The 26703-nt window shown below is 71.6% G+C and carries 26 protein-coding genes and 1 tRNA gene; 12 read left to right on the top strand and 15 right to left on the bottom strand.

Annotated elements, in window-relative coordinates:
- Positions 1-3: 3 nt before the first annotated feature.
- The 10 genes from ACIY1X_RS09540 to uvrB all read right to left on the bottom strand — a co-directional run bounded on the left by ACIY1X_RS09540 (position 4) and on the right by uvrB (position 8670).
- A tRNA-Val gene (locus tag ACIY1X_RS09540) sits at positions 4-78 on the bottom strand.
- A 96-nt stretch (positions 79-174) separates the two neighbouring features.
- Positions 175-900, bottom strand: a complete 726-nt coding sequence (dnaQ, locus tag ACIY1X_RS09545) for a DNA polymerase III subunit epsilon (RefSeq protein WP_399680045.1) — start codon at positions 898-900, stop codon at positions 175-177.
- Positions 900-1238, bottom strand: coding sequence for an ISC system 2Fe-2S type ferredoxin (gene fdx, locus ACIY1X_RS09550; protein WP_038210201.1), 339 nt, complete (start codon positions 1236-1238; stop codon positions 900-902). The genes dnaQ and fdx overlap by 1 nt, the downstream gene beginning before the upstream one ends.
- Before the next feature lie 20 nt (positions 1239-1258).
- Positions 1259-3115 (bottom strand): Fe-S protein assembly chaperone HscA, encoded by a 1857-nt coding sequence (hscA, locus tag ACIY1X_RS09555; protein ID WP_399680047.1) that lies wholly within the window; start codon positions 3113-3115, stop codon positions 1259-1261.
- A 9-nt stretch (positions 3116-3124) separates the two neighbouring features.
- Positions 3125-3643 (bottom strand): Fe-S protein assembly co-chaperone HscB, encoded by a 519-nt coding sequence (gene hscB / locus ACIY1X_RS09560; RefSeq protein ID WP_399680049.1) that lies wholly within the window; start codon positions 3641-3643, stop codon positions 3125-3127.
- A gap of 73 nt (positions 3644-3716) precedes the next feature.
- Complete coding sequence (gene iscA, locus ACIY1X_RS09565) at positions 3717-4040, bottom strand: iron-sulfur cluster assembly protein IscA (RefSeq protein ID WP_399680086.1); 324 nt, start codon at positions 4038-4040, stop codon at positions 3717-3719.
- Positions 4041-4056: 16 nt separating this feature from the next.
- A complete protein-coding gene (iscU, locus tag ACIY1X_RS09570) occupies positions 4057-4464 on the bottom strand; it encodes a Fe-S cluster assembly scaffold IscU (RefSeq protein WP_399680051.1) in 408 nt (135 codons plus the stop codon).
- A gap of 31 nt (positions 4465-4495) precedes the next feature.
- The gene (locus ACIY1X_RS09575; RefSeq protein ID WP_399680053.1) at positions 4496-5716 is read right to left on the bottom strand and encodes an IscS subfamily cysteine desulfurase; all 1221 of its coding nucleotides are present in this window, start codon (positions 5714-5716) and stop codon (positions 4496-4498) included.
- A gap of 79 nt (positions 5717-5795) precedes the next feature.
- On the bottom strand, positions 5796-6332 hold the full coding sequence (gene iscR / locus ACIY1X_RS09580) for a Fe-S cluster assembly transcriptional regulator IscR (protein ID WP_038210189.1): 537 nt from the start codon (positions 6330-6332) through the stop codon (positions 5796-5798).
- Positions 6333-6558: 226 nt separating this feature from the next.
- Positions 6559-8670: an excinuclease ABC subunit UvrB gene (gene uvrB, locus ACIY1X_RS09585; protein WP_399680055.1), complete on the bottom strand. Its 2112-nt coding sequence runs from the start codon at positions 8668-8670 to the stop codon at positions 6559-6561.
- 131 nt (positions 8671-8801) lie between these two features.
- Here uvrB and ACIY1X_RS09590 point away from each other — a divergent pair, with 131 nt between their 5' ends.
- From ACIY1X_RS09590 to ACIY1X_RS09610, 5 genes are all read left to right on the top strand, one after another.
- Positions 8802-10001, top strand: coding sequence for an amino acid aminotransferase (locus ACIY1X_RS09590; RefSeq protein WP_399680057.1), 1200 nt, complete (start codon positions 8802-8804; stop codon positions 9999-10001).
- Positions 9994-10653 (top strand): nucleotidyltransferase family protein, encoded by a 660-nt coding sequence (locus ACIY1X_RS09595; RefSeq protein ID WP_399680059.1) that lies wholly within the window; start codon positions 9994-9996, stop codon positions 10651-10653. Before ACIY1X_RS09590 ends, ACIY1X_RS09595 begins: the two co-directional genes overlap by 8 nt.
- Before the next feature lie 157 nt (positions 10654-10810).
- Complete coding sequence (locus tag ACIY1X_RS09600) at positions 10811-12268, top strand: polyhydroxyalkanoate depolymerase (protein ID WP_399680061.1); 1458 nt, start codon at positions 10811-10813, stop codon at positions 12266-12268.
- 40 nt (positions 12269-12308) lie between these two features.
- Positions 12309-12932 (top strand): RnfABCDGE type electron transport complex subunit B, encoded by a 624-nt coding sequence (locus ACIY1X_RS09605; protein ID WP_399680063.1) that lies wholly within the window; start codon positions 12309-12311, stop codon positions 12930-12932.
- Positions 12933-13023: 91 nt separating this feature from the next.
- Positions 13024-14397, top strand: coding sequence for a phospholipase D-like domain-containing protein (locus tag ACIY1X_RS09610; RefSeq protein ID WP_399680065.1), 1374 nt, complete (start codon positions 13024-13026; stop codon positions 14395-14397).
- A gap of 9 nt (positions 14398-14406) precedes the next feature.
- Here ACIY1X_RS09610 and alkB read toward each other — a convergent pair whose 3' ends face one another.
- The 3 genes from alkB to ada are packed head-to-tail and all read right to left on the bottom strand — an operon-like array spanning position 14407 to position 16866.
- Positions 14407-15051 carry a DNA oxidative demethylase AlkB gene (alkB, locus tag ACIY1X_RS09615; RefSeq protein ID WP_399680067.1) on the bottom strand — a complete coding sequence of 215 codons (645 nt, stop codon included), beginning with the start codon at positions 15049-15051 and terminating at the stop codon, positions 14407-14409.
- Positions 15052-15055: 4 nt separating this feature from the next.
- Positions 15056-15784, bottom strand: coding sequence for a 2OG-Fe(II) oxygenase (locus ACIY1X_RS09620; RefSeq protein WP_399680069.1), 729 nt, complete (start codon positions 15782-15784; stop codon positions 15056-15058).
- Positions 15781-16866: a bifunctional DNA-binding transcriptional regulator/O6-methylguanine-DNA methyltransferase Ada gene (ada, locus tag ACIY1X_RS09625; protein ID WP_399680071.1), complete on the bottom strand. Its 1086-nt coding sequence runs from the start codon at positions 16864-16866 to the stop codon at positions 15781-15783. Before ada ends, ACIY1X_RS09620 begins: the two co-directional genes overlap by 4 nt.
- Before the next feature lie 212 nt (positions 16867-17078).
- On the opposite strand from ada, the gene ACIY1X_RS09630 reads away from it, so the two are divergent.
- Complete coding sequence (locus tag ACIY1X_RS09630; RefSeq protein WP_399680073.1) at positions 17079-18320, top strand: MFS transporter; 1242 nt, start codon at positions 17079-17081, stop codon at positions 18318-18320.
- Here ACIY1X_RS09630 and ACIY1X_RS09635 read toward each other — a convergent pair.
- Positions 18317-18745 carry an FKBP-type peptidyl-prolyl cis-trans isomerase gene (locus ACIY1X_RS09635; RefSeq protein WP_399680074.1) on the bottom strand — a complete coding sequence of 143 codons (429 nt, stop codon included), beginning with the start codon at positions 18743-18745 and terminating at the stop codon, positions 18317-18319. The two genes, ACIY1X_RS09630 and ACIY1X_RS09635, sit on opposite strands and share 4 nt — an antisense overlap.
- A 321-nt stretch (positions 18746-19066) precedes the next feature.
- Here ACIY1X_RS09635 and nadC point away from each other — a divergent pair, with 321 nt between their 5' ends.
- Genes nadC through panC form a run of 6 tightly spaced genes read left to right on the top strand, consistent with a single transcriptional unit; the run spans position 19067 to position 24847 of the window.
- On the top strand, positions 19067-19957 hold the full coding sequence (gene nadC, locus ACIY1X_RS09640) for a carboxylating nicotinate-nucleotide diphosphorylase (protein WP_399680075.1): 891 nt from the start codon (positions 19067-19069) through the stop codon (positions 19955-19957).
- A 3-nt stretch (positions 19958-19960) separates the two neighbouring features.
- On the top strand, positions 19961-21079 hold the full coding sequence (gene nadA, locus ACIY1X_RS09645; protein ID WP_038211411.1) for a quinolinate synthase NadA: 1119 nt from the start codon (positions 19961-19963) through the stop codon (positions 21077-21079).
- Positions 21080-21081: 2 nt separating this feature from the next.
- A complete protein-coding gene (gene nadB / locus ACIY1X_RS09650) occupies positions 21082-22668 on the top strand; it encodes an L-aspartate oxidase (protein ID WP_399680077.1) in 1587 nt (528 codons plus the stop codon).
- Between the two features lie 32 nt (positions 22669-22700).
- Positions 22701-23102 carry an aspartate 1-decarboxylase gene (panD, locus tag ACIY1X_RS09655; RefSeq protein ID WP_399680079.1) on the top strand — a complete coding sequence of 134 codons (402 nt, stop codon included), beginning with the start codon at positions 22701-22703 and terminating at the stop codon, positions 23100-23102.
- A 9-nt stretch (positions 23103-23111) separates the two neighbouring features.
- On the top strand, positions 23112-23972 hold the full coding sequence (gene panB / locus ACIY1X_RS09660) for a 3-methyl-2-oxobutanoate hydroxymethyltransferase (protein ID WP_399680081.1): 861 nt from the start codon (positions 23112-23114) through the stop codon (positions 23970-23972).
- A 44-nt stretch (positions 23973-24016) separates the two neighbouring features.
- On the top strand, positions 24017-24847 hold the full coding sequence (panC, locus tag ACIY1X_RS09665; RefSeq protein ID WP_399680083.1) for a pantoate--beta-alanine ligase: 831 nt from the start codon (positions 24017-24019) through the stop codon (positions 24845-24847).
- 12 nt (positions 24848-24859) lie between these two features.
- Here the strand turns inward: panC and ACIY1X_RS09670 are convergent, their stop codons facing one another.
- Positions 24860-26560: a hypothetical protein gene (locus tag ACIY1X_RS09670; RefSeq protein WP_399680084.1), complete on the bottom strand. Its 1701-nt coding sequence runs from the start codon at positions 26558-26560 to the stop codon at positions 24860-24862.
- Positions 26561-26703 lie beyond the last annotated feature (143 nt).

Consider the following 26703-nt stretch of genomic DNA (forward strand, 5'->3'; position numbering starts at 1 on the left):
GAATGGTGGGCGATGCAAGGTTCGAACTTGCGACCCCTGCAGTGTGAATGCAGTGCTCTACCACTGAGCTAATCGCCCTGGCGGCGGCGCTGTGTGCGCCGTGCCGGAAAACTGTGCGTAAGGCCTGGGGCCCGCCGCCGGTGGCATCTCCGCGCTGCTGCGCGAAGCCTCGCATTATGCCACAGCTTGCGCGCCATCCTGGCGAAAGAGTGTCTTGCCGCCGCTGGCCTTGTCGAGGTCGGCCAGCACCCTGTCGTGCTCGGCCAGTTCCGACTCGGAAGCCGTCAGCACCGGCAGCACGAAGCTGCTCAGGTCCACCGCCACGACCGCCGCACCCTGGGCCGGCTCGTCGCTGGGCGCGACGTCGATCAGCAGGGCGTCCTGCCCGCGCGTGAGGTTGATGTACACGTCGGCCAGGAGCTGCGCGTCCAGCTTGGCGCCGTGGTAGGTGCGGTTGGACCGGTCCACGCCGAAGCGGTCGCACAGCGCGTCCAGCGAATTGCGCTTGCCGGGATAGACCTGCTTGGCCATCGCCAGCGTGTCGGTCACCTCGGCCACGTAGCTGGCCAGCGGCTGCAGCCCGGCCCGCTCGAACTCCTTGTTCAGGAAGCCGACGTCGAAGGCCGCGTTGTGGATGATCAGCTCGGCACCGCGCAGGTACTCCACGATGTCCTGCGCCCGCTCGGCGAACTTCGGCTTGTCGGCCAGGAACTCGCTGGTCAGGCCGTGCACCTTAAGCGCGTCCTCGTGACTCTCGCGCTCGGGGTTGAAGTACAGGTGCAGGTCGTTGCCCGAGAGCTTGCGCCCCACCAGCTCGACGCATCCCAGCTCGATGACGCGGTCGCCGTTCTCGGCCGAGAGGCCGGTGGTTTCGGTGTCGAGGACGATCTGGCGGCTCATCAGTGATTCTCTTTGGCGTGGTTGATCGAGTACTTGGGGATCTCGACCGTCACGTCGTCCCGGCCCAGGATGGCCTGGCAGGACAGGCGCGAGGTCGGCTCCAGGCCCCAGGCGCGGTCGAGCAGGTCCTCCTCGGCCTCGTCGGGCTCGCCCAGCGAGGCGTAGCCCTGGCGCACGACGACGTGGCAGGTGGTGCAGGCGCAGCTCATCTCGCAGGCATGCTCGATCTCGATGTCGTTTTCCAGCAGCGCCTCGCAGATGGAGGTGCCGGCGGGCGCCGTGATCTCGGCGCCCTCGGGGCAGTATTCGGCGTGGGGGAGGATCTTGATGATGGGCATGGTGGCCGTTGCCGTTCTTCTCAGACCGATTCGATCTTGCGCCCGGCCAGGGCGCGGGCGATGCCCTGGTTCATGCGGCGCGCGGCGAAGGGCTCGGTGCCCTCGGCCAGCGCCTTGGTGGCGGCCTCGATGACAGCCGCGTCGCTGCCGGCGCGGGCACGCTCGAGGTCGGCGACGAGCGCCTCGATGGCCTCGCGCTCGGCCGCATCCAGCAGCGCGCCGTCGGCCTCGATGGCGCTGCGCGTGGCCAGCACCATCCGCTCGGCATCGACGCGGGCCTCGACCAGCACGCGCGCCTGCATGTCCTGCTGGGCCGTCGAGAAGCTCTCGCGCAGCATGCCGGCGATCTGCTCGTCCGTCAGGCCGTACGAGGGCTTGACGGTGACGCTGGCCTCCACGCCGCTGCTCTGCTCCTTCGCGCTCACCGACAGCAGGCCGTCGGCATCGACGGTGAAGGTGACGCGGATGCGTGCCGCGCCCGCCGCCATCGGCGGGATGCCGCGCAGCGTGAAGCGCGCCAGGCTGCGGCAGTCGGCGACCAGGTCGCGCTCGCCCTGCACCACATGCAGCGCCAGCGCGGTCTGGCCGTCCTGGTAGGTGGTGAAGTCCTGCGCCATCGCGGTGGGGATGGTGGTGTTGCGCGGCACGATGCGCTCGACCAGCCCGCCCATCGTCTCCAGGCCGAGCGAGAGCGGGATCACGTCCAGCAGCAGCAGGTTGCCGGCGTTGTCGTTGCCGGCGAGCTGGTTGGCCTGGACGGCGGCGCCCAACGCCACCACCTGGTCGGGGTCGAGGTTGACCAGCGGCTCGCGGCCGAAGAACTGCGCCACCGCGCGGCGGATCTGCGGCATGCGCGTGGCGCCGCCGACGAGCACGATGCCCTGCAGGTCCTCGGGCTTCAGGCGCGCATCGCGCAGCGCCTTGCGGGCGGCGGCCAGGGTGCGGTCGGTCAGGGGCCGGGTGGCCTCGTCGAACTGTGCGCGCGTGACGGTGCAGCGCAGGTCCGCGTCCCCCAGGCGGGCGCTGAACTCGGTGGATTCGTCGTCACTCAGCGCCTCCTTGGCGGCCCGCGCCGCCACCAGCAGCGCGGCCCGGTCCTCGCCGCTGCGCGGCGTGGCGCCGGTCTGGGCGAGCACGGCCTCGGCCAGCGCGTGGTCGTAGTCGTCGCCGCCCAGCGCGGAGTCGCCGCCGGTGGCAATGACCTCGAACACGCCCTGCGTCAGCCGCAGGATGGAGATGTCGAAAGTGCCGCCACCCAGGTCGTAGACGGCGTAGACGCCCTCGCTCGCGTTGTCCAGCCCGTAGGCGATGGCGGCGGCCGTCGGCTCGCTGATGAGGCGCAGCACATTCAGGCCGGCAAGTTGCGCCGCGTCCTTGGTGGCCTGGCGCTGGCCTTCGTCGAAGTAGGCGGGCACGGTGATGACGGCGCCGTGCAGGTCGCTGTCGAAGGTGTCCTCGGCGCGGTAGCGCAGGGTCGCCAGGATCTCGGCGCTGACCTCGACCGGCGACTTCAGGCCGGCCGCGGTGCGCACCTGCACCATGCCGCCCTCGTCCGCCAGCGCATAGGGCATCGCTTCCTGGTGCGCGATGTCGGCCAGGCCGCGCCCCATCAGGCGCTTGACCGAGGTGATGGTGTTGGCCGGGTCCTGCGCGCGGGCCGCCAGGGCCTCGTGGCCGATCTGCCGGCGGTCCTGGCCGAGGTAGCGCACGGCCGAAGGCAGCAGCACCCTGCCCTGGTCGTCGGGCAGGCACTCCGCCACGCCGTTGCGCACGGCGGCCACCAGCGAGTGCGTGGTGCCCAGGTCGATGCCGACGGCGATGCGGCGCTGGTGCGGGTCCGGCGCCTGGCCGGGTTCGGAGATCTGGAGAAGTGCCATGGGAAGCGCCTATTGTCCCAAGCGGTCGAAAGCCGCGTCGGCCTCGTCGGCGAATCGCTCGATGAACATGAGGGCTCTGACCTGCTGCGCCGCGCCGGGGTAGTCGCCCTTCTCGTCGATCAGCCAGTCCAGCGACGAGAGGGCGCGGGCGCGGGCCGCATCGACCTGGACCTGCAGCGCCTCCAGCGCGGCCAGATCGCCGGCATCCTCCAGCGCCTCGCGCCATTCCATCTGCTGCACCAGGAACTCCGGCGGCATGGCGGTGTTGCGCTCCGCGTCGACCGGCGCGCCGTTCAGCTCGCACAGGTAGGCGGCGCGCCTGAGCGGGTCCTTCAGCCGCTGATAGGCCTCGTTGATGCGCACCGACCACTGCATCGCCAGCCGCTGCGCCGCCGGGCCCTGGGCCGCGAAGCGGTCGGGATGCGCCTCGCGCTGCAGTTCCTTCCAGCGCGCGTCCAGCGTGGCGCGGTCCTGCGCGAAGGTGGGCGGGACGCCAAACAGCGCGAAATCGGTGTCGGTCAGTTGCATGCGAAACGGTCGGGCGCCCCGACGATAAAAAGCCGCCGGAGCGCGGCGGCTGGCACGACGAGGCAGCCGGTGTTCAGATCCTGAAGCTCTCGCCGCAGCCGCAGCGGTCGCGCTCGTTGGGGTTGTTGAAGCGGAAGCCCTCGTTCAACCCCTCGCGCACGAAATCCAGTTCGGTGCCGTCGATGTAGGCCAGGCTCTTCGGGTCGATCATGACTTTCACGCCATGGTCCTCGAACACCACGTCCTCGGGCGCGACCTCGTCCACGTACTCCAGCTTGTAGGCCAGGCCCGAGCAGCCGGTCGTCTTGACGCCCAGGCGCACGCCCAGCCCCTTGCCTCGCTTGGCGAGGTAGCGGTTGACGTGGCGGGCAGCGGCTTCGGTCAGCGTGACGGCCATGTCGGTGCGCGGCCCTTCAGTGGACATCGGCGGCGGCCTTGGCGCCGTGCTTGGCCTTGTAGTCGTTGACGGCGGCCTTGATGGCGTCCTCGGCCAGGATCGAGCAGTGGATCTTCACCGGCGGCAGCGCCAGTTCCTCGGCGATCTGCGCGTTTTTCAACTGCGCCGCCTCGTCCAGCGTCTTGCCCTTGACCCACTCGGTCACCAGCGAGCTCGACGCGATGGCCGAGCCGCAGCCGTAGGTCTTGAAGCGTGCGTCCTCGATCACGCCCGTGTCGGGGTTGACCTTGATCTGCAGCTTCATCACGTCGCCGCAGGCGGGCGCACCCACCATGCCGGTGCCGACGGTCTCGTCGCCCTTGTCGAAGGAGCCGACGTTGCGGGGGTTCTCGTAGTGGTCGATGACCTTCTGGGAATAAGCCATGGGGTTACCTCTTGTTCTGGTGCGATTCGGTTCAGTGGGCGGACCACTGGATGGAGTTCAGGTCCACGCCGTCCTGGTACATCTCCCACAGCGGGCTCAGCTCGCGCAGCTTGGCGACGTTGTGGCGGATGGCCGAGACGGCCGTGTCGATCTCTTCCTCGGTCGTGAAGCGGCCGATGGTCATGCGCAGGCTGCTGTGGGCCAGCTCGTCGCTGCGGCCGAGCGCGCGCAGCACGTAGCTGGGCTCCAGGCTGGCCGAGGTGCAGGCCGAGCCGGACGACACCGCCAGCCCCTTGATGCCCATGATCAGCGACTCGCCCTCGACGAAGTTGAAGCTCATGTTCAGGTTGTGCGGCACGCGGTGCGTGAGGTCGCCGTTGATGAACACCTGCTCGATGTCCTTCAGGCCGTCCAGCAGCCGCTGCTGCAGTGCGCGCGCCTTGGCGAGGTCCTGCGGCATCTCTTCCCTGGCGATGCGGAAGGCCTCGCCCATGCCCACGATCTGGTGGGTGGGCAGCGTGCCCGAGCGCATGCCGCGCTCGTGGCCGCCGCCGTGCATCTGCGCCTCGATGCGCACGCGCGGCTTGCGGCGCACGTACAGCGCGCCGATGCCCTTGGGGCCGTAGGTCTTGTGCGAGGCCAGGCTCATCAGGTCGACCGGCAGCGTCTTGACGTCGATCTCGACCTTGCCTGTGGCCTGCGCCGCGTCGACGTGGAAGATCACGCCCTTCTCGCGGCAGATGGCGCCCAGCGCCGGGATGTCCTGGATCACGCCGATCTCGTTGTTCACGAACATCACGCTGGCCAGGATGGTGTCGGGGCGGATCGCAGCCTTGAACTTCTCCAGGTCGAGCAGGCCGTTCTCCTGCACGTCGAGATACGTCACCTCGAAGCCCTGGCGCTCCAGCTCGCGCATCACGTCCAGCACGGCCTTGTGCTCGGTCTTGACGGTGATGAGGTGCTTGCCCTTGCCCTTGTAGAACTGCGCCGCGCCCTTGATCGCCAGGTTGTCGGACTCGGTGGCGCCGGAGGTCCAGATGATCTCGCGCGGGTCGGCGCCGATCAGCTCGGCCACCTGGGCGCGCGCCTTCTCGACCGCCTCCTCCGCCTCCCAGCCCCAGGCATGGCTGCGCGAGGCGGGGTTGCCGAAGTGCTCGCGCAGCCACGGGATCATGGCGTCGACCACGCGGGGATCGACCGGCGTGGTGGCGCCGTAGTCGAGGTAGATCGGGAAATGGGGAGTCACATCCATGGCTTGCTCGTCGGGGCGTGGGGGTCGTCGTTGTTCTGGCGCGGCCCTCGGGGGCCCGCCGCTTTCAGAAGTCCGTCGGTCAGGTCTTGGCCAGGGCGCTGCCCAGCGCGAACACCGAGTTGGGCGCGTTCACGCGGATCGGCTTGACCACCGGCTGGCTGGAGATCGCCCGCTTGGGCGTCGGCTTGCTCTCGATTTGCACGCCCTTGGCGATCTGGTCGTCCACCAGCTTCTGCAGGGTGACCGAGTCGAGGAACTCCACCATCTTCTGGTTCAGCGAAGCCCACAGCTCGTGCGTCATGCAGCGGCCGGCCTCGCCCAGGCAGTTTTCCTTGCCGCCGCACTGGGTGGCGTCGATCGGCTCGTCCACCGAGACGATGATGTCGGCGACGGTGATGTCCGAGGCCTTGCGGCCGAGGGAATAGCCGCCGCCCGGCCCGCGGGTGGACTCCACCAGCTCATGCCGGCGCAGCTTGCCGAACAGCTGTTCGAGATACGACAGCGAGATCTGCTGGCGCTGGCTGATCGCGGCCAGCGTGACCGGCCCCGTGTTCTGGCGCAGGGCCAGGTCGATCATGGCGGTGACCGCAAAACGGCCCTTGGTCGTCAGACGCATCGCAAGCTCCTTTCGAAGTGCTTACCGTGGAAATGACACCCTGGAGACCATCTTCCGGAGTGGCATCGTCTCCGCCCTGCCCGGCCGATCCCCATCAAGGGGTGGGAGCCGGCCCTTCATCGCGAAGTTCTTCTGTTGTTGAGTATTTCGCTCAAGTTTAGCAGAAAACCCCAGACCATGCTCGGGTAAACCCGATGGGGTCGATGGAGGGCGTCTATCGGTCCGCTCAGGCCCTTTGCCCGCCCGCGGGCAGCACCGCGATGTTGTCGCTGCCCGCTGCCCCGAAAGCCTGCTCGCGCAGCAGCGCCAATTGATCGCGCACGCGGGCCGCCTTCTCGAACTCCAGGTTGCGGGCGTGCTCCAGCATCTGCTTTTCCAGGCGCTTGATCTCCTTGGCGACGTCCTTCTCGCTCATGTCTTCGACCTTGGCCCGCTCCAGTTCGCGCTGGATCGCCTCCTTGCCGGACTTCTCGCTGTAGACGCCGTCGATCAGCTCGCGCACCTGCTTGACGATGCTGCGCGGCGTGATGCCGTGGGCCTCGTTGAACTCGATCTGCTTGATGCGGCGCCGCTCGGTCTCGCCCATCGCCTTCTTCATCGACTCGGTGACGTTGTCGGCGTAGAGGATGGCCTTGCCGTGCAGGTTGCGCGCCGCCCGGCCGATGGTCTGGATCAGGCTGCGCTCGGCGCGGAGGAACCCCTCCTTGTCGGCATCGAGGATGGCCACCAGCGACACCTCCGGGATGTCCAGCCCCTCGCGCAGCAGGTTGATGCCCACCAGCACGTCGAAGGCGCCCAGGCGCAGGTCGCGGATGATCTCGACCCGCTCCACCGTGTCCACGTCGCTGTGCAGGTAGCGCACCTTCACGCCGTTGTCGCCCAGGTACTCGGTGAGCTGCTCGGCCATGCGCTTGGTCAGCGTGGTGATCAGCACGCGCTCGTTCTTCTCCACGCGGATGCGGATCTCCTGCAGCACGTCGTCCACCTGGTGGGTGGCGGGGCGCACCTCCACCTCCGGGTCGATCAGGCCGGTGGGGCGCACCAACTGCTCGACCACCTGGCCGGCATGTTCCTGCTCGTAGGCCGCCGGCGTGGCCGAGACGAAGATGCACTGGCGCATGCGGCGCTCGAACTCTTCGAACTTCAGCGGGCGGTTGTCCAGCGCCGAGGGCAGGCGAAAGCCATATTCCACCAGCGTGGTCTTGCGTGCCCGGTCGCCGTTGTACATGGCCGAGAGCTGGCCGATCATCTGGTGGCTCTCATCCAGGAACATGATCGCGTCCTTGGGCAGGTAGTCGGTCAGCGTGGGCGGCGGGTCGCCCGGCGCAGCGCCCGAGAGGTGCCGCGTGTAGTTCTCGATGCCCTTGCAGTGGCCGATCTCGGCGAGCATCTCCAGGTCGAAGCGGGTGCGCTGCTCCAGGCGCTGCGCTTCCACCAGCTTGCCGGCGGCCACCAGTTCCTTCAGGCGCGCATCCAGCTCCAATTTGATGGTCTCGACCGCGCGCAGCGTCTTGTCGCGCGGCGTGACGTAGTGGCTGGAGGGGTAGACGGTGAAGCGCGGCACCTTCTGGCGGATGCGGCCGGTGAGCGGGTCGAACAGCGACAGCGTCTCGATCTCGTCGTCGAACAGCTCGATGCGGATGGCCAGCTCGCTGTGCTCGGCCGGGAACACGTCGATCACGTCGCCGCGCACGCGGAAGGTGCCGCGCGCGAAGTCCTGCTCGTTGCGGGTGTACTGCATGCGGATCAGCCGGCCGATCAGGTCGCGCTGGCCGACCTTGTCGCCCACCCGCATGATCAGCCGCATCTCCATGTAGTCCTCGGGCGTGCCGATGCCGTAGATGGCGCTCACCGTGGCCACGATCACCACGTCGCGCCGCTCCAGCACGCTCTTGGTGGCCGACAGGCGCATCTGCTCGATGTGCTCGTTGATGGACGAGTCCTTCTCGATGAACAGGTCGCGCTGCGGCACGTAGGCCTCGGGCTGGTAGTAGTCGTAGTAGCTGACGAAGTACTCCACCGCATTCTTCGGGAAGAACTCGCGGAACTCGCTGTAGAGCTGCGCCGCCAGCGTCTTGTTGGGCGCGAACACGATGGCCGGGCGGCCCAGGCGGGCGATCACGTTGGCCATGGTGAAGGTCTTGCCCGAGCCGGTCACGCCCAGCAGGGTCTGGAACACCTCGCCGTCGTTCACGCCCTCCACCAGCTGGGCGATGGCCTTGGGCTGGTCGCCGGCCGGCGGGTACGGCTGGAAGAGCTGGAAGGGGGAGTCGGGGAAGGAGACGAACTCGCCCTTCGCGGGGATCTTGTCGGGCATGGATTCAGGCACTTCGGGCATGGGCGGAAGCGGTGCAGGTGCGGGCCGGCCGGTAAAATTCAACGGAACCCGCCAGCCTACCGCAGGCCAGCCGGCAGCCCAAGCCCTGGGGCCTCCCGGGCATCCCCTCCCTTCCAAGGACGCTTTCCAACATGTCTCTCTTCACCGCCGTCGAAATGGCGCCGCGCGACCCGATCCTGGGCCTGAACGAACAATTCGCCGCCGATACGAACCCGCAGAAGGTCAATCTGGGCGTGGGCGTGTACTACGACGACAACGGCAAGCTGCCGCTGCTGGAATGCGTGAAGAAGGCCGAGGCCGACATGATGAAGGCACCCAGCGCCCGCGGCTACCTGCCGATCGACGGCATCGCCGCCTACGACGCAGCCGTCAAGGCCCTGGTCTTCGGCGCCGACAGCGAGCCGGTCAAGTCCGGCCGCGTCGCCACCGTGCAGGGCCTGGGCGGCACCGGCGGCCTGAAGATCGGCGCCGACTTCCTGAAGAAGCTGACGCCCGGCGCCACGGTGCTGATCAGCGACCCGAGCTGGGAGAACCACCGCGCCCTGTTCACCCAGGCCGGCTTCCCGGTCGAGACCTACCCCTACTACGACGCCGCCAAGCGCGGCGTGAACTTCGAGGGCATGCTGGCCGCGCTGAACGCCGCGCCCGCCGGCACCATCGTCGTGCTGCACGCCTGCTGCCACAACCCGACCGGCTACGACATCACGCCCGCCCAGTGGGACCAGGTGGTCGAGGCCGTCAAGGCCAGGAAGCTCACCGCCTTCCTCGACATGGCCTACCAGGGCTTCGGCCACGGCATCCAGGAGGACGGCGCCGTCATCGGCAAGTTCGTCGCCGCCGGCCTGGACTTCTTCGTCTCCACCTCCTTCTCCAAGAGCTTCAGCCTGTACGGCGAGCGCGTCGGCGCCCTGTCGGTGCTGTGCGAGAACAAGGACGAGGCAGCACGCGTGCTGTCGCAGCTGAAGATCATGATCCGCACCAACTACAGCAACCCGCCGACGCACGGCGGCGCGGTGGTGGCGGCGGTGCTCGGCAACCCCGAGCTGCGCGCCCTGTGGGAGAAGGAGCTGGGCGAGATGCGCGTGCGCATCAAGGCCATGCGCCAGAAGCTGGTCGAGGGCCTGAAGGCGGCCGGCGTGAAGCAGGACATGGGCTTCATCACCGAGCAGATCGGCATGTTCAGCTACTCCGGCCTGACCAAGGACCAGATGGTGCGCCTGCGCAACGAGTTCGGCGTCTACGGCACCGACACCGGCCGCATGTGCGTGGCGGCGCTCAACAGCAAGAACATCGACCACGTCTGCCAGGCGATCGCCAAGGTCGTTGGCTGATCCCCTCGATTCGTTCGACGAGCCGGGCGGCGAGCCTTCGCCGGCCCGGCTTTTTGTCGACCTGGCGCTGGCCAACCCGGCCAACCGCGCCATCCTGGAGCGCCTCCCGGCCCTCGGGCTGCCCGACGCCTGGCTGGTGGCCGGCTGCCTGTTCCAGACGGTGTGGAACCTGCGCAGCGGCCGGCCGGCGGCCGAGGGCATCCGCGACTACGACCTCTTCTACTTCGACGCCGCCGACCTGTCGGCCGGGGCCGAGGCGGCCATCGGCAGCCGCGTGCAGGCGGCCTGCGCCGACCTGGGCGTGACGCTGGAAGCGAAGAACCAGGCCCGCGTCCACACCTGGTACGAGGCGTACTTCGGGGCGCCTTACAGCCCGCTGCGCAGTTCGACGGAAGGCATCGACCGTTTCCTGGTGGACGGCACCTGTGTCGGCCTGCAGGCCGGCGCCGGCGGCCTGACGCTGTACGCACCCGACGGGCTGGACGGCCTCCTGCGGGGCGTGCTGCGGCCCAACCGCCGCTGCCCCGATGCGCGACTCTATGCCGCCAAGGCGGCCGACTACCGGCGCCGCTGGCCCTGGCTCACGGTGCTCGACACGGCGGCGGCGCAGGCTGCACCGCCGGTGCTGGTGCGCGGCCTGTGCCCCTCGTAGCCCGCTTCACGCGCCCGGAGGCACCAAAGATGTGAAATTTTTCACATCTGAAAGCCACTGGACCGACGCTGAAGGGTCGCCAACGGTACTTGTGCGGATCGCGCCTTCAAGGCGCGGCGTTATATTGCACTGCAGCGAAACTGCTGCTCCGCCCCCGATGCTGTACCAACTCTACGAAACACAACGCTCGCTGATGGAGCCCTTCGCCGACTTCGCGCAGGCTGCCTCCAAGCTCTTCACCTCCGGCGCCATGTTCAGGCAACTGCCTATGGCCCAGCGCGTGGCCGCCGGGTACGACCTGCTCTACCGCCTGGGCAAGGACTACGAGAAGCCCGAGTTCGAGATCAAGACGGTCAACGTCGACGGCACCGACGTGGTGATCCACGAGATCGTCGAGATCGACAAGCCCTTCTGCCAGTTGCGCCGCTTCAAGCGCTTCACCGACGACGAGCGGGTGCTGGAGACGCTCAAGGGCCAGCCGGTGGTGCTGATCGTGGCGCCGCTGTCGGGCCACTACGCCACGCTGCTGCGCGACACGGTGCGCACCATGCTGCAGGGCCACAAGGTCTACATCACCGACTGGAAGAACGCCCGGCTGGTGCCGCTGGCCGAGGGCGAGTTCCACCTGGACGACTACGTCAACTACGTGCAGGACTTCATCCGCCACCTGCAGTCCGAGTACGGCAACTGCCACGTGATGAGCGTGTGCCAGCCCACCGTGCCGGTGCTGGCGGCCATCTCGCTGATGGCCAGCCGCGGCGAGCAGGTGCCGCTGACCATGACCATGATGGGCGGCCCCATCGACGCCCGCAAGTCGCCCACCTCGGTGAACAACCTGGCGACGAACAAGAGCTTCGAGTGGTTCGAGAACAACGTCATCTACCGCGTGCCGCAGGGCTTCCCCGGCGAGGGGCGCAGGGTCTACCCCGGCTTCCTGCAGCACACCGGCTTCGTGGCGATGAACCCCGACCGCCACGCGACCAGCCACTACGACTACTTCAAGAACCTGATCCGCGGCGACGACGCCAGCGCCGAGGCGCACCGCAAGTTCTACGACGAATACAACGCCGTGCTCGACATGGACGCGGACTACTACCTGGAGACCATCCGCACGGTGTTCCAGGAGTTCAACCTCGTCCACGGCACCTGGGAAGTGAAGAGCCCCGAAGGCCAGGTCGAACTGGTGCGGCCGCAGGACATCCACGCCAGCGCGCTGCTCACGGTCGAAGGCGAACTGGACGACATCTCCGGCTCGGGCCAGACCAAGGCGGCGCACGAGCTGTGCACGGGCATCCCGGCGGACAAGCGCCACCACCTGGAGGTGCAGGGCGCGGGCCACTACGGCATCTTCAGCGGCCGCCGCTGGCGCGAGCGCGTGTACCCGCAGGTGCGCGACTTCATCGCCGCGCACGATGCGCCGCAGACCCGGCCGACGCGCCGCGGCGGCGTGTCGGCGGAAGACACGATCCATGCGCCCGCGCGCGCCGGCAAGCCCGCGGCCACCCCCCGCGCGGTGGCGTCGAAGGCGCCTGCCGCCGCGCGCAAGCGCGCCGCGCGCCGCCCTTCCGCGGCGCCGGTGGCCGCTCCCGGCCGCGGCAAACGCCCGCGCGCCTGACGAGTCCCTGCGGGCCATCCGGCCCGCCCCCGCCGCCCCGATGAACACCCTGGCCGACCGACTGCTCGACGCCCTGCCCCAGACGCAGTGCACGCGCTGCGGCTGGCCCGACTGCGCCGGCTACGCGCAGGCCATCGCCCGCGGCGAGGCCGGCATCGACCAGTGCCCGCCGGGCGGCGAGGAAGGCGTGCGCCGGCTGGCGGCCCTCACCGGCCAGGCGCCGCGCCCGCTGGACCCGGCCTTCGGCACCGAAGGCCCGCGCAGCCTGGCCGTCATCGACGAGGCCTGGTGCATCGGCTGCACCAAGTGCCTGGACGCCTGCCCCACTGATGCCATCGTCGGCATCCACAAGCGCATGCACACCGTCGTCGAGGCGCACTGCACCGGCTGCGAGCTGTGCATCCCCGTGTGCCCGGTGGACTGCATCGGCCTGGAGCCGGCCACCCCCGGCAGGACCGGCTGGGCGGCCTGGTCCGCGGCGCAGGCGCAGGAAGCCCGCACGCGCTACGCCGCCCACCGCGCACGGCGCCGGCTGGACCTGCCGGACGACGCGCCCGACGCCGCCGCCGGCGAGGCCGACGCCCAGGCGCGCAAGCGCAGCGTGGTGGAAGCCGCCCTGGCCCGCGCCCGCGCGGCACGCGCCGCACCGCCGCCGGCACGCTGAGGCAACCCGCCCGGCGGCGCGCGAGCGCCCCGCCGGCACCCCGGGGCTTGCGCGCGGACCACGGCGAGGCTGTGCGAAGCTCCGGCCTCGCATGTTCCATTCCTTCGCTTCCTGGCTGCCCAGCATCTCGCAGCACTTCCTCGCGGTGGTGCTCGCGCTGCTGGTGTATGTGCTGACCACCCGCGGACGGCGCGAGCAGCGGGCGCCCACCGCCGCCATCGCCTGGGTGATGGGCATGCTGCTGATGCCCTACGTCGCGCTGCCCATGTACCTGATGTTCGGCCGGCGCAAGCTGCGCCCGGCAGGAACGCCGCGGGCGGCGCGCAGCGGGCCGGCGCCGCACTGGGCGGCCGAGCTGATCGACGCCTTCGGCCTCGCCGCCCCGTCTGCCTGCGCGGTGCGGCTGCATGCCGACGGCGTGGACGCGCGCGCGGCGCTGTGGGCGGTGATCGACGGCGCCCGCCGCACGCTGGACGTGTGCACCTTCATCATCGGCGACGACGCGCTGGGCAGCGAGGCCATCGAGCGCATGGCGGCGCGGGCGCGGGCCGGGGTGCGGGTGCGCGTGCTGCTCGACGGCTTCGGCGCGCTGCAACTGCCGCAGCGGCACTTCGAGGCGCTGCGCGCCGCCGGCGGGCAGGTCAAGGTGTTCCGCCCGATCTTCGGGCTGCACCGCAGCGGGCCGCGCAACCTGCGCAACCACCGCAAGTTCACCATCGCCGACGACACCTGGCTGTGGAGCGGCGGGCGCAACCTGGCGGGCGAGTACTTCTGCGGCAACGCGGCGCATCCCGAGCCGTGGCGCGACCTGTCCTTCGACATCCGCGGCGACGTGGCCGCGGCGGCGGCGCGCCAGTTCGAGCAGGACTGGACCTCGGTGACGCGGGAGCCGCCGCGGCCGGTGGCCTCGCTGCCGGCCGTGCCGGGCGGCGCGCTCGCCCAGTTCCTGCCCAGCGGGCCGGACCAGACCGAGGACACCGCCGCGGCGCTGCTGATCGGCGCCTGCTTCCGCGCCGAGCAGCGCATCCTCGCGATCACGCCCTACTTCGTGCCCGGCGACGGCCTGCGCGATGCGCTGCGGCTGGCGGCCCGGCGCGGCGTGCAGGTCACGATCGCGATGCCGCGGCGCTCCAACCACCGCCTGGCCGACTTCGTGCGCAGCCGCGCCATGCGCGACCTGGCGCGCGCCGGCGTGGCCTTCCGCATGCTGCCCTTCATGGCGCACGCCAAGGCCGTGGTGGTGGACCACGACCTCGCCCTGTGCGGCTCGATCAACCTCGACCAGCGCAGCCTGCTGCTCAACCACGAGGCGGCGGTGGTGTTCTACGACCCGGTGCAGATCGACTGGCTGGCGCAGTGGGTCGAGCGCACAGCCTCGGCCGGCGAGGCCTACCGCCCGCGCCGGCCCGGGCTGATGCGCGATCTGGCGGAAGGGCTGCTGCTGACGCTGGCCTTCCAGCTCTGAGGCGCCCGCTCAGCCCGCGCAGCGGAAGGTCAGGTTGATGCGGCACGCGCCCATGAAGGGGTGCTCGCCCTCGGCCAGCGGCAGCACGCCGTGGTGGTGCAGCCGCGCCGGCCCGCCCCACACGACCACGTCGCCGTGCACCAGCGGCACGCGCCGCGCGCGGTCCGACCGCTTCGGCCCGCCCCACAGGAAGACCGCCGGCAACCCGAGCGAGACCGAGACGATGGGCTGGTCCATGCGCCGCTCGTCGCGGTCCTGGTGCAGCGTGAGCCGGGCGCCGGGCACGTAGCGGTTGATCAGGCAGGCGTCGGGCGCGAAGCCGCCGAAGCCGGCGCGCGCCGCGGCGTCGGCGGCCAGCGCCAGAAAGGACGGCGGCATCGCCGGCCAGGCGCGGCCGCCCAGCGGATCGCAGGCGGTGTAGCGGTAGCCCGCGCGGTCGCTCACCCAGCCGAGCGCGCCGCAGTTGGTCGTCGCCACCGACATGGGCTTGCCGCCGGGCGTGACGAGGTGGCGCAGCGGGGCATCGGCCGTCACCGCCTGCAGTGCGCCGCGCAGCGCCTCGGCGCGGGGCAGCGCGAAGCCGCGCAGCACCCACGCGCCGGGCTCCAGCGCCAGCGGCGCGGCGGACTCGGCGTCGAACAGGTCGGCCGTCATGGCGTCACGCGGCGTCGTGGAAGCTGAGGCCCAGCGTGTGGCGCTCGCCGCGCCGCACGCGGCTCACGCCGTGCCGCAGGTTGACGCGGTAGGCACCGCGCGCGCCCTGCACCGGCCGGTGGTGCACCGCGATCACGGCCGCATCGCCCTGCTGCAGCGGCAACACCATGGGCCGCGACTGCATGCGCGGGCGCTGCTCGGTCAGCACCAGTTCGCCGCCCTCGAAATCGCGCCCCGGCGCCGACAGCAGCACCACCACCTGCAGCGGGAAGACCTCGTCGCCGTACAGGTCCTGGTGCAGGCAGTTGTAGTCGCCCTCGCGGTAGCGCAGCAACAGCGGCGTGGGCCGCGGCTGGCCGGCCGCGTGGCAGCGGGCGATGAAGTCGGCATGCGCCGGCGGAAAGCGCGCCGGCAGGCCCAGCGCCGCCTGCCATCGGTTGGCCAGGGGCGCGAGCCGCGCGTACAGCGCGCCGCGCAGGGCTGCCACCGCCGGCGGCAGCGGGTAGGCGAAGTACTGGTACTCGCCCTGGCCGAAGCCGTGGCGCGCCATCACGACGCGGCTGCGGAACTGCGCCGGCTGCGCATAGAGCGCCGCCGCCGCGCGGCACTCGTCGGGCGTGAGCAGCAACGGGATCAGCCCATGCCCCTCGGCATCGAGCGCGCGCTCGACGCCGTCCCAGTCGACCGCCGCCAGCCGCCGCTGCACGCGCTGCGCCGCGGCCTCGTCGCTCATCGTGCGGCGCCCTCGCGGTCCAGCAGCGCCTGCTTGCGCTCCACGCCCCAGCGGTAGCCCGAGAGGCCGCCGTCGCGCCGCACCACCCGGTGGCAGGGGATCGCCACCGCCAGCGGGTTGGCCGCGCAGGCCTGCGCCACCGCGCGCGTGGCCGAGGGGGAACCGATGCGCTCGGCGATCTCCGCGTAGCTGGCGGTGCGGCCCGGCGGGATCGCGCGCAGCGCCTGCCACACGCGCTGCTGGAAGGCGGTGCCGCGCACGTCCAGCGGCAGCTCGGTGCCCAGGCCGGGCGACTCGACCAGGCCCACCACCTGCGCCACCAGTCGCTCGAAGTCGGCGTCGCCGCCGATCAGCCGCGCCCGCGGAAAGCGCGCCTGCAGTTCGGCCGCCAGCACGTCGGGGTCGTCGCCGAGCGCGATCGCGCACACGCCACGCCCGCTGCGCGCCACCAGGATCGCGCCCAGCGAGCATTGGCCGATGGCGAAGCGGATGTCGGCGCCCTCGCCGCCGGCGCGCCAGGCGCCGGGCGTCATGCCGAGCAGGTCGTCCGCGACCTCGTAGAAGCGGCTGGGCGCGCCGTAGCCGGCGTCGTAGATCGCGTCCGTCACGCGGCCCTCGCCGCGCTCGAGCGCCGCGCGCACGCGCCGGCCGCGCTGCGCCGCGGCCCAGGCGCGCGGCGTGAGGCCCGTCACGGCCTTGAAGGTGCGCTGCAGGTGCCACGGGCTCAGGCCGGCGCGCTCGGCCAGCATCGCCAGCGTGGGCGGCTGCTCGGCCGCCTCGATCTCGCGGCACAGCCGGGCCACCAGCTCGGCCTGCTGCTGCGCCGGCGCCAGCGCGTCGGGCCGGCAGCGGCGGCAGGGGCGGAAGCCCGCGCGCTCGGCGTCCGCGGCCGTGTCGTGGAAGGCCACGTTCTCCGGCCGCGGCATGCGCGCGCCGCACGAGGGACGGCAGTACACGCCGGTGGTGCGCACGGAATAGAAGAAGCGGCCGTCGGCCTCGGCATCGCGCGAGGCCACCGCGGCCCAGCGCGGGTCGGCGACGGTGGCGGCAGCCTGCAGTTCGGAGCGGGTCGTCATGTTCATGGGGTCCTTCCTTTCGAAGTCGATGGGAAGGACTGTAGGCAGCGCGCCGCACCCGGGCATCCCGGGTCTTGCGGTCGAATTCGCGCATTCATTCATTGTGAGCGCCAGCGAAACACTGCACTGGCGCAGGGTGGCTTGGTCGGCCCCGCGCCGGCCGACACACTCGGGCGTTCGCTGCTTCGGCCCGTTTTCCCCGACAGAACAGGAACGCCATGCCTTCCCACTGCCCCACCTGCGACGGCGCGCTGCCGGCCGCCGCATCCCCCGCCGCCGCACCGCCGCACGCCCGCGCCGCCTGGCCCGCCGTCGGCGCGGTGGCGGTCGGCACCTTCGTGATGGTCTCGACCGAGTTCATGCCCATCGGCCTGCTGACCGACATCGCGCGCGGCCTGCAGGTGTCCGACGGCGTGGCGGGGCTGATGGTCACCATGCCCGGCGTGCTGGCCGCCCTGGCCGGCCCGGCGCTGAGCGTGGCCGCCGGCCGGCTGGACCGGCGCACCGTGATGCTGGCGCTGACGGCGCTGCTGCTCGCCTCCAACCTGCTCGCGGCGCTGGCGCCCGACTTCGCGACCATGCTGCTGGCCCGGCTGATGCTGGGCGCGGCCGTGGGCGGCTTCTGGACCTTCGCGCCCGGCGTGGCCGGCCAGATGGTGTCGCCGGCCGCCCAGGCGCGCGCCCTCTCGCTGGTGCTGGCGGGCGTGTCGGTGAGCACGGTGCTGGGCGTGCCGGCCGGCTCGCTGCTGGGCAGCCTGGCCGGCTGGCGCTTCGCCTTCGCCGCCTCGGCCGCGCTCACGCTGGCGGTGCTGCTGGCGCAGTGGCGCCTGCTGCCGGCGCTGCCGCCGGCGCGCGCCATCCGCCCGGCCGACCTGCTCACGCCGCTGCGCCGCGCCCGGCCGCGCGCGGTGCTGGTCGCGGTGGTGCTGATGGTCATGGGCCACTTCGCGGCCTACACCTACCTCAAGCCGCTGCTGCTGCAGGTGTTCGCGCTCTCGGCCACGCAGGTGACGGCGCTGCTGCTCACCTACGGCGCGGCGGGCTTCGCCGGCAACTTCCTGGTCGGGCTGATCGTGGCGCGCAGCGCGCGCGCCGGGATGATGGCGACCACCGCGCTGCTGGCCCTGGCCCTGCTGGCCTCCACGCTGGCCGGCAGCGGCTTCGCGGCCGCCGCGGCGGTGGTGCTGGCCTGGGGCGTGGCCTTCGGCATGGTGCCGGGCGCAGCCACGGGCTGGATGCTGCGTTCGCTGCCCGACGCGCCCGAGGCCGGCCAGGCGATGCTGGTGACGGCCTTCCAGGTGGCGATCGCCTCCGGCGCCACGCTGGGCGGCCGGGTGGTGGACGGCAGCGGCGTGCCGGGCGCGATGCTGCTGGGCGCCGCGCTGGTGGCGGCAGCGCTGGCGGCCGCCACCACGCTGGGACGCGGGCGCGCCGGCGCGGCGGCGGTCAGCGCCCCTTAACGTCCCTTGATGGCGAGCAACTCGATCTCGAAGTTCAGCGTCGCGTTGGGCGGGATCACCCCGCCCGCGCCGCGGCTGCCGTAGGCGATGGCGGGCGGGCACACCAGCTTCGCCTTGCCGCCGACCTTCATCTTCTGCACGCCCTCGGTCCAGCAGGGGATCACACGGTTGAGCGGGAACTCGGTGGGCTCGTTGCGCGAATAGGAGCTGTCGAACTCCTTGCCGCTGTCGGGGAAAGTGCCGCGGTAGTGCACGCGCACGGTGTCGGTGGCGGCGGGGCTGGGGCCGGTGCCCTCCTTGACGCTCTGGTAGACGAGGCCGCTGGGCAGCGTGACGGGCGCCGCGGCCTGCTGGGCGTGCACGGCGCCGGCCAGGGCCAGGGAAGCGAGGAAGGTGCTGACGAGGAACGGTCTCACGATGGCCATGCCTTGAGGAACAGGTGGAAAAGGGGAAGGCATTATGCGCAGCGCCCCGGGGGACGAGGCCTTCGCGCGCCATCCGGTGGGCTGCCGCCACATTTGTGTAACGAGCTGCCGCCGCCCGGCCGGGAGTTGACCGGTTTTCCGCGCCCGTACCGGCATTGAAATCGGTTTCCCGCAAGAAGAAGGCGTTTTAGCGGCAGTTCGCATAACGTAAATAACAAAACGGTCTTTGGATCGGCTTTGCCGAACGCCTAGAGTCCGCCAACTTTTTTTGCCCGCCTGTCCGCAGGCATGGGCGGCCTCCCCGGTTTCCGCTCCGCGCCGATGTCCAGTTCCCCCGCCTCGCCCTCCCCTGTCTCCTCCCCGGTTTCCGTTCCCGAACTCGCCCAGGCCGATGCGCAGCGCGCCCTCCAGGAAGACGCCGGGAACGGCGACCTCACTGCGGCGCTCGTGCCGCCCGAGGCCCGGGCCCGCGCCCGGGTCGTCCTGCGCGAGCCGGCCGTCCTGTGCGGCGCGCCCTGGGTCGATGCCGTCATCCGCGCGCTGGACCCGCAGGCCGGCATCCGCTGGCGCCGCCGCGAAGGCGAGCGGTGCGCGGCAGGCGAGGTCGTCCTGGAGCTGGAAGGCCGCGCGCGGCCGCTGCTCACCGCCGAGCGGTCGGCGCTGAATTTCCTGCAGCTGCTCAGCGCCGTCGCCACGCGCACCGCCGCCTACGTCGACGCGGTCGAGGGCACGCGCGCACGCATCGTCGACACGCGCAAGACGCTGCCGGGCCTTCGCCTGGCGCAGAAGTACGCCGTGCGCACCGGCGGCGGCCTCAACCACCGCATCGGCCTGTACGACGCCATCCTGATCAAGGAGAACCACATCGCGGCCGCCGGCGGCATCGCCCAGGCGCTCGCGGCGGCGCGGCATGCCGGCAGCGCCGCGCAGTTCATCGAGATCGAGGTCGAGACGCTGGCGCAGCTGGGCGAGGCGCTCGCCCACGGCGCGCGCATGGTGCTGCTGGACAACATGGACCTGGCGACGCTGCGCGAGGCCGTCCGCATCAACGATGCCGCGGGCGACGCGCGCGCGACGCTGGAGATCTCCGGCGGCGTCACCCTGGAGGCCGTCCGCGCGCTGGCCGAGACGGGTGTCGACCGCATCTCGGTCGGCGCACTCACCAAGGACGTGAAGGCGATCGACTTCTCGATGCGCTTCGAAGGGGCCTGAGGGATGGACGGCTTGGTCAGCATCGATTTCGAGCAGCCCGCGCCGCGCGCGGCGGGCGGTGCATGCAGCACGCGCCATGCCTGGGCGCGCGTCCCGCCCGAGCCCTCGCGCGCCGAGCGGGCCCGCCTCAAGGAGCGGATCCGCGAACTGCTCGTGCAGCAGCAGGCGGCGCTGGTGGCGCACTACTACGTGCATCCCGACCTGCAGGACCTGGCGGAAGAAACGGGCGGCCTGGTGGCCGATTCGCTGGAGATGGCCCGCTTCGGCCGGGACCATCCGGCGCGCACGCTCGTCGTCGCCGGCGTGCGCTTCATGGGCGAGACGGCCAAGATCCTCTCGCCCGGCAAGCGCGTGCTGATGCCCGACCTGGACGCGACCTGCTCGCTCGACCTGGGCTGCCCCGCGGAGGAGTTCGCCGCCTTCTGCGACCAGCATCCGGACCGCACCGTGCTCGTCTACGCGAACACCAGCGCTGCCGTGAAGGCCCGCGCCGACTGGATGGTGACCTCGGGCTGCGCGCTCGACGTGGTGCGCGCGCTCACGGCGCAGGGCCGCAAGATCCTCTGGGCGCCGGACCGCCACCTGGGCGACTACATCCGCCGCGAGACGGGCGCCGACCTGCTGAGCTGGGACGGCGCCTGCATCGTGCACGACGAGTTCAAGGCGCTGGAGCTCGAACTGCTCAAGGAGGAGCACCCCGGCGCCCGCGTGCTCGTGCATCCGGAGTCGCCGCCCGACGTGATCGCCCTGGCGGACGCGGTGGGCTCCACCGCCGCCATCCTGTCGGCGGCGGCGCGCATGGACGCGCGTGAATTCATCGTCGCCACCGACACCGGCCTGCTGCACAAGCTGCGCACGCTCAACCCGGACAAGACCTTCATCGCGGCGCCCACCGCCGGCAACGGCGCCACCTGCAAGAGCTGCGCCCACTGCCCCTGGATGGCGATGAACGACCTGGCGGGCGTCGTCCGCGCGCTGGAGACCGGCGCGAACGAGGTGCACGTCGATGCCGCCGTCGGCGAGCGCGCCCGGGTGCCGATCGCGCGCATGCTCGATTTCACGGCCGCGCTCAAGGCAGGCGGGACGGCCCCGGGCATCACGGCCGGCATCGGGGCGGCGTGACGATGGCCTCGTCGCTCGCCTTCGACGTGCTGGTCGTCGGCAGCGGCCTCGCGGGCCTGACCGCGGCCCTGCACCTCGCGCCCACGCACCGCGTCGCGGTGCTCACCAAGCGCGCCGTGTCCGACGGCGCCAGCCAGTGGGCGCAGGGCGGCATCGCCGCGGTGCTCGACGCGCAGGACAGCATCGACGCGCACATCGACGACACGCTGGTGGCCGGCGCCGGCCTGTGCGACCTGCCGGCCACGCGGCGGGTGGTCGAAGGCGCGCCCGGCTGCATCGCCTGGCTGCGCGAGCTGGGCGTGCCCTTCTCGCTGGAAGGCGGCGAACTGCACCTCACCCGCGAGGGCGGCCACAGCCGGCGCCGCATCGTGCATGCGGCGGACGCCACCGGCGCGGCGGTGCAGCGCACGCTGATCGACGCCGCGCGGCGCTCGGCCGGCATCCGCTTCTTCGAGCACCACACGCTGGCCGACCTCATCGCGGGCAGCGGCACGGCGTACGGCGCTCCCGTCTGTGCCGGCGCCTACGCGCTGGACGAATCCACCGGCGAAGTCGTTGCCTTCCACGCGCCGGTGACCGTGCTCGCCACCGGCGGCGCGGGCCGGGTCTACCTGCACACGACCAACCCCGGCACCGCCACCGGCGACGGCATCGCGGCCGCATGGCGGGCGGGCTGCCGCGTGTCGAACATGGAGTTCATCCAGTTCCACCCGACCTCGCTGTGCCATCCCGAGGCGCAGTCCTTCCTGATCAGCGAGGCGGTCCGCGGCGAGGGCGGCGTGCTCCGGCTGCCGGCATCCGCGGGCGGCCGGCGCTTCATGCCCGCGCACGACCCGCGCGCCGAGCTGGCGCCGCGCGACGTGGTGGCGCGCGCGATCGACGCCGAGATGAAGAAGCACCGGCTCGACTGCGTGCTGCTCGACATCTCGCACCAGCGCGCGGACTTCCTGCACCACCACTTCCCCAACATCCTGGCACGCTGTGCGCAGTACGGCATCGACATCACCCGCGACCCGATCCCGGTGGTGCCCGCCGCCCACTACACCTGCGGCGGCGTCGTCACCGACCTGCAGGGGCGCACCGACGTGGCGGGCCTCTACGCGGTCGGCGAGACCGCCTGCACCGGGCTGCATGGCGCCAACCGGCTCGCGAGCAACTCGCTGGTCGAATGCATGGTGTTCGCGCGCGCGGCGGCGCGGCAGATCGGAAGCACGCGCGGCAGCACCGCATCCGGCGCCCGGCCCTGGCGGAGCGCATCGGCGCATGCCGCCGATCCGCGCGGCATCGCGGACCGCCTCGACGGCCTGCGCCGCCTCATGTGGGAGCGCGTGGGCATCGTGCGCACCGGCGGCGACCTGGATTACGCCGCCGGCCGGATCGCCGAGCTGCGGCGCGAGACCGAGGCCCTGTACGGGAGCGCGAAAGTCACGCGCGACCTCGTCGAGCTGCGCAACCTGGTGCAGGTGGCCGACCTCATCGTGCAGTCGGCGCGCTCCCGCCTCGAAAGCCGGGGGCTGCACTACCGCCTCGACCACCCGCATCCCGCGCCCCGCGCCGCGCCGACCCTGCTCGCGCCGCTGGGCGCCTGACCCCGGTTTCCATCCCCGAGGACGCTGCCCCCATGCTCCGCACCCTGCTCAAGTCCAAGATCCACCGCGCGTCGGTGACCGATTGCGAACTCCACTACGAAGGCTCCTGCGCCATCGACGAGGACCTGCTCGACGCGGCGGGCCTGGCCGACAACGAGCAGATCCACGTCTGGAACGTCACCAACGGCGAGCGCTTCGTGACCTACGCGATCCGCGCGCAGCGCGGCTCCGGCATCGTCTCGGTCAACGGCTCCGCCGCACGGCGCGCCTGCGTGGGCGACCTGCTCATCATCGCGGCCTTCGGCCTGGTCGGCGAGGATCGCGTGGCCGCGCACCGGCCGCGGCTGGTGTTCGTGGACGCGGCCAACAGGGTCAAGGAAGTGCATTCCGGCATTCCGGTCCAGACCGCCGACACGCAGGCGCTGGCGATCTGAGTCCCCGCCATGTCGATCGCTGAGACGGCCGGATCCCCCGGCGCCGCGGCCGCGCCGCGCAAGGCCGTGACCCTCGCGCGCCTGGCGGACATGCATGCGCGTGGCGAGAAGATCGCCATGCTGACCGCCTACGACGCCACCTTCGCCGCCGTCGCCGATGCGGCCGGCATCGACTGCCTCCTGGTCGGCGACTCGCTCGGCATGGTCTGCCAGGGGCTGGACAGCACCGTCGGCGTGTCGCTCGATGCGATGCGCCACCACACCGACAGCGTGGCGCGCGGCCTGCGCCGCGTGCGCGGCGCCGCCTGGCTGGTCGCCGACCTCCCCTTCGGCAGCTACCAGGCATCGCGCGAGCAGGCCCTGCACAGCGCCACCGCGCTGATGCAGGCCGGTGCGCAGATGGTCAAGCTGGAGGGCGGCGGCTGGACCGCGGAGACGGTGCGCTTCCTCACCGAGCGGGGCATCCCGGTGTGCGGGCATCTCGGGCTGACGCCGCAGACGGTTCACGCGCTCGGCGGCTACCGGGTGCAGGGCCGCGACGAGGCCTCGGCGGTGCGCCTGCGCGAGGACGCACGCGCCCTGCAGGACGCCGGCGCGGCGATGCTCGTGCTCGAGATGGTGCCGGCCGCCCTCGCCGGCGCGGTCACGGCCGAGCTTGCGCACTGCGCCACCATCGGCATCGGCGCGGGCCGCGGCACCTCGGGCCAGGTGCTGGTGATGCACGACATGCTGGGCATCCACCTGGGCAGGCCGCCGAAGTTCGTGCGCAACTTCATGGCCGGCGCCGGCAGCATCGAGGACGCGCTGCGGGCCTACGTGCTCGCGGTGAAGGACGGCAGCTTCCCCGACGACGGCATGCACGCCTGGTAGCCGCCGCGCGCGCCTGCCGCATCTTTCCACGCAACGACTCCACCATGCAGATCGCAAGAACGATCCCCGAGCTGCGCGGCCTCCTCGGCGACGGCCGCCGCAGCGCCTTCGTCCCGACGATGGGCAACCTGCACGACGGCCACCTGGCGCTGGTCCGACAGGCCAGGTCGCTCGGCGAGGCCAGCGTCGCCAGCATCTTCGTGAACCGGCTGCAGTTCCTGCCGCACGAGGACTTCGACACCTACCCGCGCACCTGGGACAGCGACTGCGAGAAGCTGCGCGCGGCCGGCTGCGACGTGCTCTTCGCCCCGGACGAGAAGGCGCTCTACCCCGAGCCGCAGGCCTGCAAAGTGCATCCCGATCCCCTGCTCGCCGACACGCTCGAAGGCGCGTTCCGCCCGGGCTTCTTCACCGGCGTGTGCACGGTGGTGATGAAGCTCTTCGCCTGCGTGCAGCCGCGCTTCGCGGTGTTCGGCATGAAGGACTACCAGCAGCTCATGGTCGTCCGCCACATGGTGCGGCAGTTCGCGCTGCCGATCGAGGTGGTCGGCGCACCGACCGAGCGCGCCGCCGACGGCCTGGCGCTGTCCTCGCGCAACGGCTACCTCGGCCCGCAGGAACGCATCCAGGCCCGCGAGCTGCCCGATGCCCTGCGCGCGGTCGCCCAGGCCGTGCGCGAGGGCGAGCGGGACTTCGGCGCCATCGAGGCGCGGGCGGCCGCCGCGCTGGCGGCACGCGGCTGGCAGCCTGACTACGTGGCGATCCGCCGGCGCGCCGACCTGCAGCCCCCGGCGGGCGGCGAACCGCTGGTGGTGCTGGCCGCCGCCCGGCTCGGCAGCACGCGGCTCATCGACAACCTGGAGATCGACACTTAGGGCCGGCAGGCCCTAGGCATGCAGCCAGAACGCGCTCTCGGCGAACTGCTCGCCGTTCCACCAGTTCGCGCGGCCCGTGCCGTACCGGAAGTTGTCGGCGCCGGCCTGGCTCTGCAGCGGCGCGGTGACGGCGCCGCCGCGGTCGCGCCGGGCCGGCCGGGCGGCAGCCTCGGGCACCACCATCGCGATGTGGCCGGAGCGGCCCTCCTCCTTGCGGCGCGCCACGATGGCGCCGACGGCGCCCTGGTTCACCTCGGCCTGCAGCTCGGTCGGCGTGCCGGCCTGGCGCCAGCCGAAGTCGGCCCCGAAGTCGCGCAGCCAGCGGAACAGGTCGTTGGCCCGCATCTCGACGATGGTGTCGCCCAGCAGCGGCCGGACCTGCGCGCCCGCCGCCAGCCGCAGCAGCGCCGGGCTGCTCCACCACACGCGCGGCAGGTACCCACCCGCCAGCCGGCAGAAGTCGTGCGCGTAGATGTTGCAGAAGGTGGCCGTGCGCGTGGGCCGGTAGCGCAGGAACTGCGGGTTGTCCACGCCCAGCCAGGCCACGATGGCGGCCAGCTCGCGGCGCAGTTCGTCGGGCGTGGTGCCGGTGCGCCCGGGCGCGTTCTTCTCGTCGACGGAGCGGGCGGTGGCCGGGTCGCGCCGGCGGGTGACGAGGCCGGCCTTCGCGGGCATGTGGACGGCCACGATGCCGGCCGCCGGCGGCGTCGGCGCCGGCCGCGTGAGTTCGATCGGCGCATCCGGCGCGTCCGCCACCAGGAACCGGGCCGAGGCGAAGCCCCGGATCAGCGCGCCCTTGAAGCTGGTCTCGATGCCGAAGAAGCCCTTGAGCGGCCCCGAGTGCGCGCGCACGGGATGCCCGTCGGGCAGGTGGGCCACCACGTTCTTCTGCGGCGGGTCGCTGATCTCCGGCGCGCTTCGCAGGCGCAGCATGCCTTCGCTCACGGTCACCTTCATCGGCGTGCCGCCCGCACCCACCGGCAACGGCGCTGCGACCAGCGCCTCGCCGGCCGGCGGCACCGCCAGCATCGGGCCGGCGGCGCCGGGGTCGGGCACGGTGTGGGCCAGGCGGATGAGGTCGAACAGCGCCTGCCCGTAGAACGTGCCGCCGGGCGGCCGGAAGCCCTGGTTCAGCCCGGCCGAGGCGCGGACGCCGCCGGTGTTGTAGACGATGCCGACGGTGGCCAGCTCCAGGTCGGACAGCGCGGTGCAGCCCTCGAAGCCGCGCTTCTTCAGGGCGAAGCGCAGCACGCCCATCGCGCGTTCGAGTGTGCCTTCGAAGCTCGCCCATGTCCGGTCCAGGAAGTAGTCCGGGTCCTTCCTGAAGTGCTGGATGTCCACCTGGAAGACGCCGAAGGCATGGCAGTACTTGGCCGGCTGCCTCGCCACGGCTTCGTAGCCCTTGACGAAGCGGGCCATGTCCACCAGCGCCTGGCGGGCCATCGCGAACATCTCCTGCCCGCGCGGCGCGGCCAGCAGCTCGGCCCGGCTCGCCGGGAAGGCGGAGCGCCGGTCGATGGTGTCGCCCACGCACAGGGTCAGCACCCGGTCCACGTCCGTGAGCTTCCTGCGCAGCAGGGGCCAGACCTCGCCCGTCTCCTGGCAGGCCAGCGCGGTGAGGAAGTCGACGGTGATCGGCGTGCCTCGCACCGCCCGCGCCATCGGCCCGTGGAAGTTCCGCTTGAACCAGGCCATGTCGTCCGCGTTCGCCATGTCGCACCCCCTCGAGCTCGTGTGCGACAGCAAGATAGTCCGATGCCGCGCCGGCCGATTCCTCCCTGAAGGCTAGGGCCTGTTAACCCTATGGAAGGGGTCGCGAAGCTCATCCCAGCCCGCCCATCAAGGCGCGCGACGCC

Source organism: Xenophilus sp., assembly GCF_044462705.1.
GTDB lineage: Bacteria > Pseudomonadota > Gammaproteobacteria > Burkholderiales > Burkholderiaceae_C > Xenophilus > Xenophilus azovorans.

What these genes read in the sequence shown, in the direction of transcription:
- dnaQ (WP_399680045.1), bottom strand. Translation starts at nt 900, where the DNA reads ATGAGCCGCCAGATCGTCCTCGACACCGAAACCACCGGCCTCTCGGCC.
- fdx (WP_038210201.1), bottom strand. Translation starts at nt 1,238, where the DNA reads ATGCCCATCATCAAGATCCTCCCCCACGCCGAATACTGCCCCGAGGGC.
- hscA (WP_399680047.1), bottom strand. Translation starts at nt 3,115, where the DNA reads ATGGCACTTCTCCAGATCTCCGAACCCGGCCAGGCGCCGGACCCGCAC.
- hscB (WP_399680049.1), bottom strand. Translation starts at nt 3,643, where the DNA reads ATGCAACTGACCGACACCGATTTCGCGCTGTTTGGCGTCCCGCCCACC.
- iscA (WP_399680086.1), bottom strand. Translation starts at nt 4,040, where the DNA reads ATGGCCGTCACGCTGACCGAAGCCGCTGCCCGCCACGTCAACCGCTAC.
- iscU (WP_399680051.1), bottom strand. Translation starts at nt 4,464, where the DNA reads ATGGCTTATTCCCAGAAGGTCATCGACCACTACGAGAACCCCCGCAAC.
- ACIY1X_RS09575 (WP_399680053.1), bottom strand. Translation starts at nt 5,716, where the DNA reads ATGGATGTGACTCCCCATTTCCCGATCTACCTCGACTACGGCGCCACC.
- iscR (WP_038210189.1), bottom strand. Translation starts at nt 6,332, where the DNA reads ATGCGTCTGACGACCAAGGGCCGTTTTGCGGTCACCGCCATGATCGAC.
- uvrB (WP_399680055.1), bottom strand. Translation starts at nt 8,670, where the DNA reads ATGCCCGAAGTGCCTGAATCCATGCCCGACAAGATCCCCGCGAAGGGC.
- ACIY1X_RS09590 (WP_399680057.1), top strand. Translation starts at nt 8,802, where the DNA reads ATGTCTCTCTTCACCGCCGTCGAAATGGCGCCGCGCGACCCGATCCTG.
- ACIY1X_RS09600 (WP_399680061.1), top strand. Translation starts at nt 10,811, where the DNA reads ATGCTGTACCAACTCTACGAAACACAACGCTCGCTGATGGAGCCCTTC.
- ACIY1X_RS09605 (WP_399680063.1), top strand. Translation starts at nt 12,309, where the DNA reads ATGAACACCCTGGCCGACCGACTGCTCGACGCCCTGCCCCAGACGCAG.
- ACIY1X_RS09610 (WP_399680065.1), top strand. Translation starts at nt 13,024, where the DNA reads ATGTTCCATTCCTTCGCTTCCTGGCTGCCCAGCATCTCGCAGCACTTC.
- alkB (WP_399680067.1), bottom strand. Translation starts at nt 15,051, where the DNA reads ATGACGGCCGACCTGTTCGACGCCGAGTCCGCCGCGCCGCTGGCGCTG.
- ACIY1X_RS09620 (WP_399680069.1), bottom strand. Translation starts at nt 15,784, where the DNA reads ATGAGCGACGAGGCCGCGGCGCAGCGCGTGCAGCGGCGGCTGGCGGCG.
- ada (WP_399680071.1), bottom strand. Translation starts at nt 16,866, where the DNA reads ATGAACATGACGACCCGCTCCGAACTGCAGGCTGCCGCCACCGTCGCC.
- ACIY1X_RS09630 (WP_399680073.1), top strand. Translation starts at nt 17,079, where the DNA reads ATGCCTTCCCACTGCCCCACCTGCGACGGCGCGCTGCCGGCCGCCGCA.
- ACIY1X_RS09635 (WP_399680074.1), bottom strand. Translation starts at nt 18,745, where the DNA reads ATGGCCATCGTGAGACCGTTCCTCGTCAGCACCTTCCTCGCTTCCCTG.
- nadC (WP_399680075.1), top strand. Translation starts at nt 19,067, where the DNA reads ATGTCCAGTTCCCCCGCCTCGCCCTCCCCTGTCTCCTCCCCGGTTTCC.
- nadA (WP_038211411.1), top strand. Translation starts at nt 19,961, where the DNA reads ATGGACGGCTTGGTCAGCATCGATTTCGAGCAGCCCGCGCCGCGCGCG.
- nadB (WP_399680077.1), top strand. Translation starts at nt 21,082, where the DNA reads ATGGCCTCGTCGCTCGCCTTCGACGTGCTGGTCGTCGGCAGCGGCCTC.
- panD (WP_399680079.1), top strand. Translation starts at nt 22,701, where the DNA reads ATGCTCCGCACCCTGCTCAAGTCCAAGATCCACCGCGCGTCGGTGACC.
- panB (WP_399680081.1), top strand. Translation starts at nt 23,112, where the DNA reads ATGTCGATCGCTGAGACGGCCGGATCCCCCGGCGCCGCGGCCGCGCCG.
- panC (WP_399680083.1), top strand. Translation starts at nt 24,017, where the DNA reads ATGCAGATCGCAAGAACGATCCCCGAGCTGCGCGGCCTCCTCGGCGAC.
- ACIY1X_RS09670 (WP_399680084.1), bottom strand. Translation starts at nt 26,560, where the DNA reads ATGGCGAACGCGGACGACATGGCCTGGTTCAAGCGGAACTTCCACGGG.